The organism is Acidovorax sp. 100 (assembly GCF_003688355.1).
GTDB lineage: Bacteria > Pseudomonadota > Gammaproteobacteria > Burkholderiales > Burkholderiaceae_C > Acidovorax > Acidovorax delafieldii.
This window is the reverse complement of the sequence record NZ_REFD01000001.1, coordinates 104,827-112,500: the sequence shown is the minus strand read 5'-3', so window position 1 is coordinate 112,500 and position 7,674 is coordinate 104,827. Positions and strand designations below refer to the sequence as shown.

At 59.4% G+C, this 7,674-nt stretch carries 6 protein-coding genes and 2 rRNA genes (1 of these 8 only partly in view); 7 read left to right on the top strand and 1 reads right to left on the bottom strand.

The window, feature by feature from the left end; genetic code table 11:
• Together C8C96_RS00510 and rrf are read left to right on the top strand one after the other, a co-directional pair.
• Nucleotides 1-1,299 (top strand): 23S ribosomal RNA (locus C8C96_RS00510); it begins 1,580 nt to the left of the window's first position.
• 143 nt (nucleotides 1,300-1,442) lie between these two features.
• Nucleotides 1,443-1,555: ribosomal RNA gene (gene rrf, locus C8C96_RS00505) — 5S ribosomal RNA — on the top strand.
• A gap of 195 nt (nucleotides 1,556-1,750) precedes the next feature.
• Here rrf and C8C96_RS00500 read toward each other — a convergent pair.
• Nucleotides 1,751-2,830, bottom strand: coding sequence for an MBL fold metallo-hydrolase (locus C8C96_RS00500; protein ID WP_121943806.1), 1,080 nt, complete (start codon nucleotides 2,828-2,830; stop codon nucleotides 1,751-1,753).
• A 125-nt stretch (nucleotides 2,831-2,955) separates the two neighbouring features.
• Between C8C96_RS00500 and C8C96_RS00495 the strand changes: the two genes are divergently transcribed.
• The 5 genes from C8C96_RS00495 to aceK are packed head-to-tail and all read left to right on the top strand — an operon-like array spanning nucleotide 2,956 to nucleotide 7,651.
• Nucleotides 2,956-3,351 (top strand): MerR family DNA-binding transcriptional regulator, encoded by a 396-nt coding sequence (locus C8C96_RS00495; protein WP_121941097.1) that lies wholly within the window; start codon nucleotides 2,956-2,958, stop codon nucleotides 3,349-3,351.
• A gap of 42 nt (nucleotides 3,352-3,393) precedes the next feature.
• Nucleotides 3,394-3,855, top strand: a complete 462-nt coding sequence (locus C8C96_RS00490; protein ID WP_121941096.1) for a PaaI family thioesterase — start codon at nucleotides 3,394-3,396, stop codon at nucleotides 3,853-3,855.
• A gap of 41 nt (nucleotides 3,856-3,896) precedes the next feature.
• A complete protein-coding gene (locus C8C96_RS00485) occupies nucleotides 3,897-5,087 on the top strand; it encodes an isovaleryl-CoA dehydrogenase (RefSeq protein WP_056057780.1) in 1,191 nt (396 codons plus the stop codon).
• Nucleotides 5,088-5,130: 43 nt separating this feature from the next.
• Nucleotides 5,131-5,790, top strand: a complete 660-nt coding sequence (gene can, locus C8C96_RS00480; RefSeq protein ID WP_056057784.1) for a carbonate dehydratase — start codon at nucleotides 5,131-5,133, stop codon at nucleotides 5,788-5,790.
• Nucleotides 5,791-5,845: 55 nt separating this feature from the next.
• Entirely contained in the window at nucleotides 5,846-7,651 is a 1,806-nt protein-coding gene (aceK, locus tag C8C96_RS00475) for a bifunctional isocitrate dehydrogenase kinase/phosphatase (RefSeq protein ID WP_121943805.1), read from the top strand.
• Nucleotides 7,652-7,674: the final 23 nt, after the last annotated feature.

The following is a 7,674-nucleotide window of genomic DNA, read 5'->3' as shown; positions in this document are numbered from 1 at the left end:
TGACGACCGTACCGCAAACCGACACTGGTGCGCGAGATGAGTATTCTAAGGCGCTTGAGAGAACTCAGGAGAAGGAACTCGGCAAATTGATACCGTAACTTCGGGAGAAGGTATGCCCCAAGTAGGTGAACTCGTACAGAGGGAGCCCAACGGGGTTGCAAAAAATCGGTGGCTGCGACTGTTTAATAAAAACACAGCACTCTGCAAACACGAAAGTGGACGTATAGGGTGTGACGCCTGCCCGGTGCTGGAAGATTAAATGATGGGGTGCAAGCTCTTGATTGAAGTCCCAGTAAACGGCGGCCGTAACTATAACGGTCCTAAGGTAGCGAAATTCCTTGTCGGGTAAGTTCCGACCTGCACGAATGGCGTAACGATGGCCACACTGTCTCCTCCTGAGACTCAGCGAAGTTGAAATGTTTGTGATGATGCAATCTCCCCGCGGAAAGACGGAAAGACCCCATGAACCTTTACTGTAGCTTTGTATTGGACTTTGAACAGATCTGTGTAGGATAGGTGGGAGGCTTTGAAGTGAGGACGCTAGTTCTCATGGAGCCAACGTTGAAATACCACCCTGGTGTGTTTGAGGTTCTAACCTAGGTCCATTATCTGGATCGGGGACAGTGCATGGTAGGCAGTTTGACTGGGGCGGTCTCCTCCCAAAGCGTAACGGAGGAGTTCGAAGGTACGCTAGTTACGGTCGGACATCGTGACGATAGTGCAATGGCATAAGCGTGCTTAACTGCGAGACTGACAAGTCGAGCAGATGCGAAAGCAGGACATAGTGATCCGGTGGTTCTGTATGGAAGGGCCATCGCTCAACGGATAAAAGGTACTCTGGGGATAACAGGCTGATACCGCCCAAGAGTTCATATCGACGGCGGTGTTTGGCACCTCGATGTCGGCTCATCTCATCCTGGGGCTGTAGCCGGTCCCAAGGGTATGGCTGTTCGCCATTTAAAGAGGTACGTGAGCTGGGTTTAAAACGTCGTGAGACAGTTTGGTCCCTATCTTCCGTGGGCGCTGCAGATTTGAGGAAGCCTGCTCCTAGTACGAGAGGACCGGAGTGGACACACCTCTGGTGTATCGGTTGTCACGCCAGTGGCATTGCCGAGTAGCTAAGTGTGGAAGAGATAACCGCTGAAAGCATCTAAGCGGGAAACTCGTTTCAAGATGAGATCTGCCGGGGCCTTGAGCCCCCTAAAGAGTCGTTCAAGACCAGGACGTTGATAGGTCAGGTGTGGAAGCGCAGTAATGCGTTAAGCTAACTGATACTAATTGCTCGTGCGGCTTGACCCTATAACTTTGATAGCCAACACGCAACCAGCGTGAAGCTCAAAGTCTGTTATGCCAAGTTAGACGCAGTCAAAACACAAACATCTGATTCCAGACTCTATGAATTCGCCAGGCAGTTCACAAAAACTGCCCAGCACCAAGTTATGCCTGATGACCATAGCAAGTTGGTCCCACTCCTTCCCATCCCGAACAGGACAGTGAAACGACTTTGCGCCGATGATAGTGCGGGTTCCCGTGTGAAAGTAGGTCATCGTCAGGCTCTTACAGCCCAGAAAACCCCAGTCAGATATGACTGGGGTTTTTTGCTTTCCAGGCACACAAAAGTATCTGTACCACCCTGGCTCCTGCATCGACTCACACGCCTTACCGGCATTGACTACCATCTTTCAGCGCGGCTGAGTGTGCTATCTGATTGCTGCTCAATAAGCGCTGCTCGGCCACGCATTTAGTGCGTTTATCCACCGTTCGGTGCGCGAAATCTCTGAATCCCGACTTGGTCGAGAAAGCGCTCCAGCTTGCCATCCATCCACAGATGATGAAGATGTGCCAGCGCCTCACCCATAGCAAAAGTCATCTGGTGGGTGTCCAACTGGCGTTGAAACAGAATTGGCAAAGTATCCGCGGCGCTTAGTGCACGGGTGTGCGCGGCTTGGAGAATCTCAGTGAGCCGCTCGCGGTGATGGTTTTGTAGTTGCGCAACGCGCGTGCCCAGGCCTGTAAACGGCTTGCCATGCGATGGAAGCACCAAGGTGTCTTTTGGTAGATCCAGATACCGCAAGAGCGAAGTCAAGAACAGCTGTAGCGGGTTGGCCTCTGGCTCGCTGGCGTGGACACTGACATTGGTGGAGATGCGCGGCAACACCATGTCTCCGCTGATCAAGGTGGTCAGCTCAGCGCAAAACAATGCCATGTGCTCGGGCGCGTGGCCGTAGCCGCTGATGCAACGCCAGGCGCGGCCCCCGATGTTCAGCGTGTCTCCATCCATGATTCGTCGAAAACGGGGTGGGAGAGCAGGGACCAGGGTCGGAAAATACGAAGCGCGTCCTCGCACATGGTCCAAAAAAGACGGTTCTTGTGCACCGTGAAGCGCGTAAAAATCGGCCCCTGCTTCCCCGCCAAACCCCTGCGGGTCATAGACGGCGACACGCGCTACGTTGTAGTCCGTGGCGCTGATCCACAAGCGCACATTCCAGCGCTCGCACAGCCAATGTGCCAGCCCGATATGGTCTGGGTGCATGTGGGTCACGATGACGCGAAGAATGGGCAAGCCCTCCAGGCAGTTCGCAAATATCTGCTCCCACTGTGCGCGGCTTGCAGCGCTGTCGATGCAGCAATCCACCACGGTCCACCCGTCCACCAGCACACCGCCAGCATCCGGCTGGCGATCGCGCAGCAGCCACAGATTGATGTGATCCAGGGCAAAGGGCAGGCCCATACGGATCCAGTGCACTCCGGGCGCGACCTCCAAGGTGGTGCCCTCGACGGGCAGCGCGTCGCCGAGCGGGTAGTGGATCTGGTGTTCAAGTGGATTCATGGAGGCGGTGTGATGGGTTAGCATTGACGTTAACGTAAACGTCATGCATTCGATGCATTGTAGGGAGCTGCCGCCACCCGGCTGTCTCCTGTGCGAAACCGATACTGCTGTGTGCAGCACCCACCATGGCCAATACCTACACCATCAGCGACCTTGCCAAAGAGTTCGATCTCACCACCCGGGCGATCCGTTTTTATGAAGACATGGGCTTGTTGCAGCCCGCACGCACCGGCGCCGCTGGCCGCAACCGGGTGTACAGCGCACGCGACCGCACGCGACTTCGGCTGACGTTGCGGGCCAAGCGCCTGGGACTGTCTCTCACGGAAGCCAAGGAGATCATCGACCTCTATGACAGCCCCCGCGATACCGGCGTACAGCTCCGCAAGTTTCTGGACGTGCTGGTGGTCCATCGCAAACAACTCGAAGAGCAAATGGCCGATCTGCAGGCCAACCTGGAAGAGGTGCGCGAGCACGAAGAAGAGGCGCGTACGCTACTGGCCAAGGTAGAAAAGCAAAATTGATCCATAATTGACGTTTACGTAAACGTAAATTAGGAGACTGTAGTGAGCACGCCCCCCTTTGAGCCGCGTTGCATTGACTTTGCCGACCGCGTGCGTGACAGCTTTGCGCGGCAAGGGGCCATGAAGACGCTTGGCGCGTCGCTGGGATTGGTGGCGCCAGGTGCTGTAGACATTGAACTCCCCTGGGCAGCCGCCCTGACCCAGCAGCATGGATTTCTCCATGCGGGCATGGTGTCCACCGCGCTGGATTCAGCGTGCGGATATGCCGGTTTCACCCTCATGACGGCAGATGCCGCCGTGCTCACCATCGAATTCAAGATCAACTTGCTGGCCCCTGCCAAAGGCGAGCGATTCCGCATGGAAGGGCGGGTGCTGAAGCCCGGCCGCACCATCACCGTCTGCGAAGGCCGAGCCTTCGCTATCGACGGCAACCAAGAAAAGCTGGTCGCCACCATGGGGTGCACTCTCATGGCGGTCACCGGACGCGACAGCATCCAGGGCTGAGCCCTGCCCATTTCCCTACCTTCTACGAGGAGACAAACCCCATGAGCATTCCCGCCAACCTTCCCGGCCTCAACTTCCAGCTGGGCGAAGATATCGATGCCCTGCGCGATGCCGTGCGCGACTTCGCGCAGGCAGAGATCGCTCCCCGCGCGGCCGAGATCGACCGCAACGACCAATTCCCCATGGACCTGTGGCGGAAGATGGGTGATCTGGGCGTACTCGGCATCACAGTGCCAGAGCAATATGGCGGTGCCGCCATGGGCTACCTCGCCCACATGGTGGCGATGGAAGAAATCTCCCGCGCCAGTGCGTCGGTGGGCTTGTCCTATGGCGCTCACAGCAACCTGTGTGTGAACCAGATCAACCGCAACGGCAACGAGGCACAAAAGGCCAAGTACCTGCCCAAGCTCATCAGCGGCGAGCACGTGGGCGCGCTGGCCATGAGTGAGCCCGGCGCGGGCTCCGACGTGATCAGCATGAAGCTCAAGGCCGAGGACAAGGGCGGCTACTACCTGCTCAACGGCAGCAAGATGTGGATCACCAACGGCCCCGATGCGGACACCCTGGTGGTGTATGCCAAGACCGAGCCTGAAATGGGCGCACGCGGTGTCACGGCTTTCCTGATCGAGAAGGGCATGAAGGGCTTCTCGATTGCGCAAAAGCTCGACAAGCTGGGCATGCGCGGCAGCCACACGGGCGAGCTGGTGTTCCAGGACGTCGAGGTGCCTGCACAAAACGTGCTCGGCGGCGTGAACAACGGTGCCAAGGTACTGATGAGTGGCCTGGACTACGAACGCGCGGTGCTGACCGGCGGCCCGCTGGGCATCATGCAGTCCGTGATGGACAACGTGATCCCTTACATTCACGACCGCAAGCAGTTCGGCCAGAGCATTGGCGAGTTTCAGCTCATCCAGGGCAAGGTGGCCGACATGTACACCGTGCTGCAGGCGGGCCGCTCGTTTGCCTACACTGTGGCCAAGAACCTCGACATGCTGGGCACCGACCACGTGCGCCAGGTCCGCAAGGACTGCGCCAGCGTGATCCTGTGGTGCGCCGAAAAGGCTACCTGGATGGCCGGCGAAGGCGTGCAGATCTATGGTGGCAATGGCTACATCAACGAGTACCCGCTGGGCCGCCTGTGGCGCGATGCCAAGCTGTACGAGATTGGCGCGGGCACCAGCGAGATCCGCCGCATGCTGATTGGCCGCGAGCTGTTTGCCGAGACCTGCTGACCTGCGACAACTGATCGACCAACCCTCACACACCAAGGACCCCATGCCTTCCTCCATCGACGACCTGTTTGTTCACAACCGCGCCTGGGCGGCCCAGATGGAGCGCGAGCGGCCCGGCTTTTTCACCAGCCTGCTGGCGCAGCAGAAGCCCAAGTACATGTGGATCGGCTGCTCCGACAGCCGGGTGCCCGCCAACCAGATCACCGGGCTGGAGCCTGGTGAGGTCTTCGTTCACCGCAATGTGGCGAACGTGGTGGTGCCGACCGATCTCAACTGCCTGTCTACCATCCAATACGCGGTGGACCAGCTGCGCATCGAGCACCTGATGGTGGTGGGCCACTACGGTTGCGGCGGTGTGCTGGCCGCGCTGGAGGGTACGCGCGTGGGCTTGGCCGACAACTGGATTCGCCATGTGCAGGACGTGCGTGACCGCCACCGCGACCTGATCGCCGCCACCGCGCCTGAGTGGCGCCACGACGTGCTGTGCGAGCTCAATGCCATCGAGCAGGTGGTGAACATTGCACAGACCACCGTGATGCTGGACGCCTGGGGCCGGGGCCAGAAGGTCACGCTGCATGGCTGGTGCTACGGCCTCAAGGACGGGCTCATCAACAACTTGCACATGTCGGTGGACAGCACCGAAGGTCTGGAATCGCTGTACAAAGCAGCGATTGCTGGCGTGGCTGCTACCCGTCGGCAGTAAGCCGGGCGCCCGGCCTACGCATGCGACGGTTGCGCTGACAAGGATGCCCGCCACCATGTTCCCGCAACGCCTTGATGCGCCCCAGGCCTACGGCATTGCCAAGGCCATGATGGACGGCTTCAACCGGCATTACCGGTTGTTCCGCACCGAGTCCGCGCGCGCCAAACACCGTTTTGAAACCGCTGATTGGCACGGCCAGCAGCGGGCGCAGCGCGAGCGCATCGAGTTCTACGACCTGCGGGTGAAAGAATGCGTGCGCCGACTGGAGAAAGAGTTCGAGGCCGGCGCGCAGCCGATGGATGTGTGGCACCAGGTCAAGCTGCACTACATCGGGCTGCTGGTGAACCACCACCAGCCCGAGCTGGCCGAAACCTTCTTCAACTCGGTCACCACCAAGATCCTGCACCGCACGCATTTCCACAACGACTTCATCTTTGTGCGGCCTGCGGTCAGCACCGAATACATCGAGAACGACGAGCCTGCCGCGCGGCCCACCTACCGCGCCTACTACCCCACGCGCGACACGCTGGGCGACACCTTCCAGGCCATCGTCGAGAACTTCCAGCTGCAGCGCGAATTTGCCGACCTCCCACGTGACACCGCTTGTGTGGTGGGCGCCATGCGCAGCCGGCTCGATAAGGTGAGGCTGCGCACCAACTTCCAGATCCAGGTGCTCACCAGCCTGTTCTTTCGCAACAAGGGCGCGTATGTGGTGGGCAAGATCATCAACGGCTTCAACGAGGTGCCGGTTGCGCTGCCCATCCTGCACGACGACAGCGGCAAGCTGACCATCGACGCCGCGCTGTTCGGTGAAGACGACATGCAGATGCTGTTCAGCTTTGCCCGCGCCTACTTCATGGTGGACATGGAGATCCCCAGCGCCTACGTGCAGTTTTTGCGCAGCCTCATGCCGCGCAAGCCGCGGGCCGAGATCTACAACGCCCTGGGCCTGGCCAAGCAGGGCAAGACGCTGTTCTACCGCGACTTCCTGTACCACCTCAAGCATTCCAGCGACCAGTTCCGCATCGCGCCGGGCATCAAGGGCATGGTGATGCTGGTGTTCGACCTGCCGAGCTTCCCGTTTGTGTTCAAGCTCATCAAGGACTACTTTCCGCACCAGAAGGAAACCACGCGCGAACAGATCAAGGCCAAGTACCTGCTGGTCAAGCAGCACGACCGCGTGGGCCGCATGGCCGACACGCTGGAGTACAGCGAAGTCGCCTTCCCCCGCGACCGCTTTGACGATGCGCTGATTGCCGAGATCGAGAAGTTCGCCCCCAGCCAGCTCGAAATCAGCGACCGCGACGGCGACGGCCAGACCGAGGTGATCATCAAGCACCTCTATATCGAGCGGCGCATGATCCCGCTCAACATCTACCTGCAGGAGGCCTTCGACACCGGCCTGTCCGACCCGCGCGCGCGCCAGCAGATGGAGCACAGCGTCATCGAATACGGCAACGCCATCAAGGACCTCGTGGCCGCCAACATCTTCCCCGGCGACATGCTCTGGAAGAACTTTGGCGTCACGCGCAACGGCAAGGTCGTGTTCTACGACTACGACGAGATCGAATACCTCACCGACTGCAACTTCCGCCGCGTGCCCACGCCGCGCAACGAGGAAGAAGAGATGAGCGGCGAGGTCTGGTACAGCGTGGGCCCGCGCGATGTGTTCCCCGAAACCTTTGGCCCCTTCCTGCTGGGCAACGACGCGGTGCGCGAGGTGTTCATGCAGCACCACGCCGACCTGCTCGACGCCGCGTTCTGGCAGTCGCACAAGGAGCGCATCCAGGCGGGTCATATGTTTGATGTTTTCCCCTACGACACGGAGCGGCGCTTTGCGCAAGGCGCTGCGGCCCGCTGAGCGCCCGCCAAAACCCCGTTTTT

Coding starts and splice junctions, on each gene's coding strand:
- C8C96_RS00500 (WP_121943806.1), bottom strand. CDS start 2,830: ATGAATCCACTTGAACACCAGATCCACTACCCGCTCGGCGACGCGCTG.
- C8C96_RS00495 (WP_121941097.1), top strand. CDS start 2,956: ATGGCCAATACCTACACCATCAGCGACCTTGCCAAAGAGTTCGATCTC.
- C8C96_RS00485 (WP_056057780.1), top strand. CDS start 3,897: ATGAGCATTCCCGCCAACCTTCCCGGCCTCAACTTCCAGCTGGGCGAA.
- can (WP_056057784.1), top strand. CDS start 5,131: ATGCCTTCCTCCATCGACGACCTGTTTGTTCACAACCGCGCCTGGGCG.
- aceK (WP_121943805.1), top strand. CDS start 5,846: ATGTTCCCGCAACGCCTTGATGCGCCCCAGGCCTACGGCATTGCCAAG.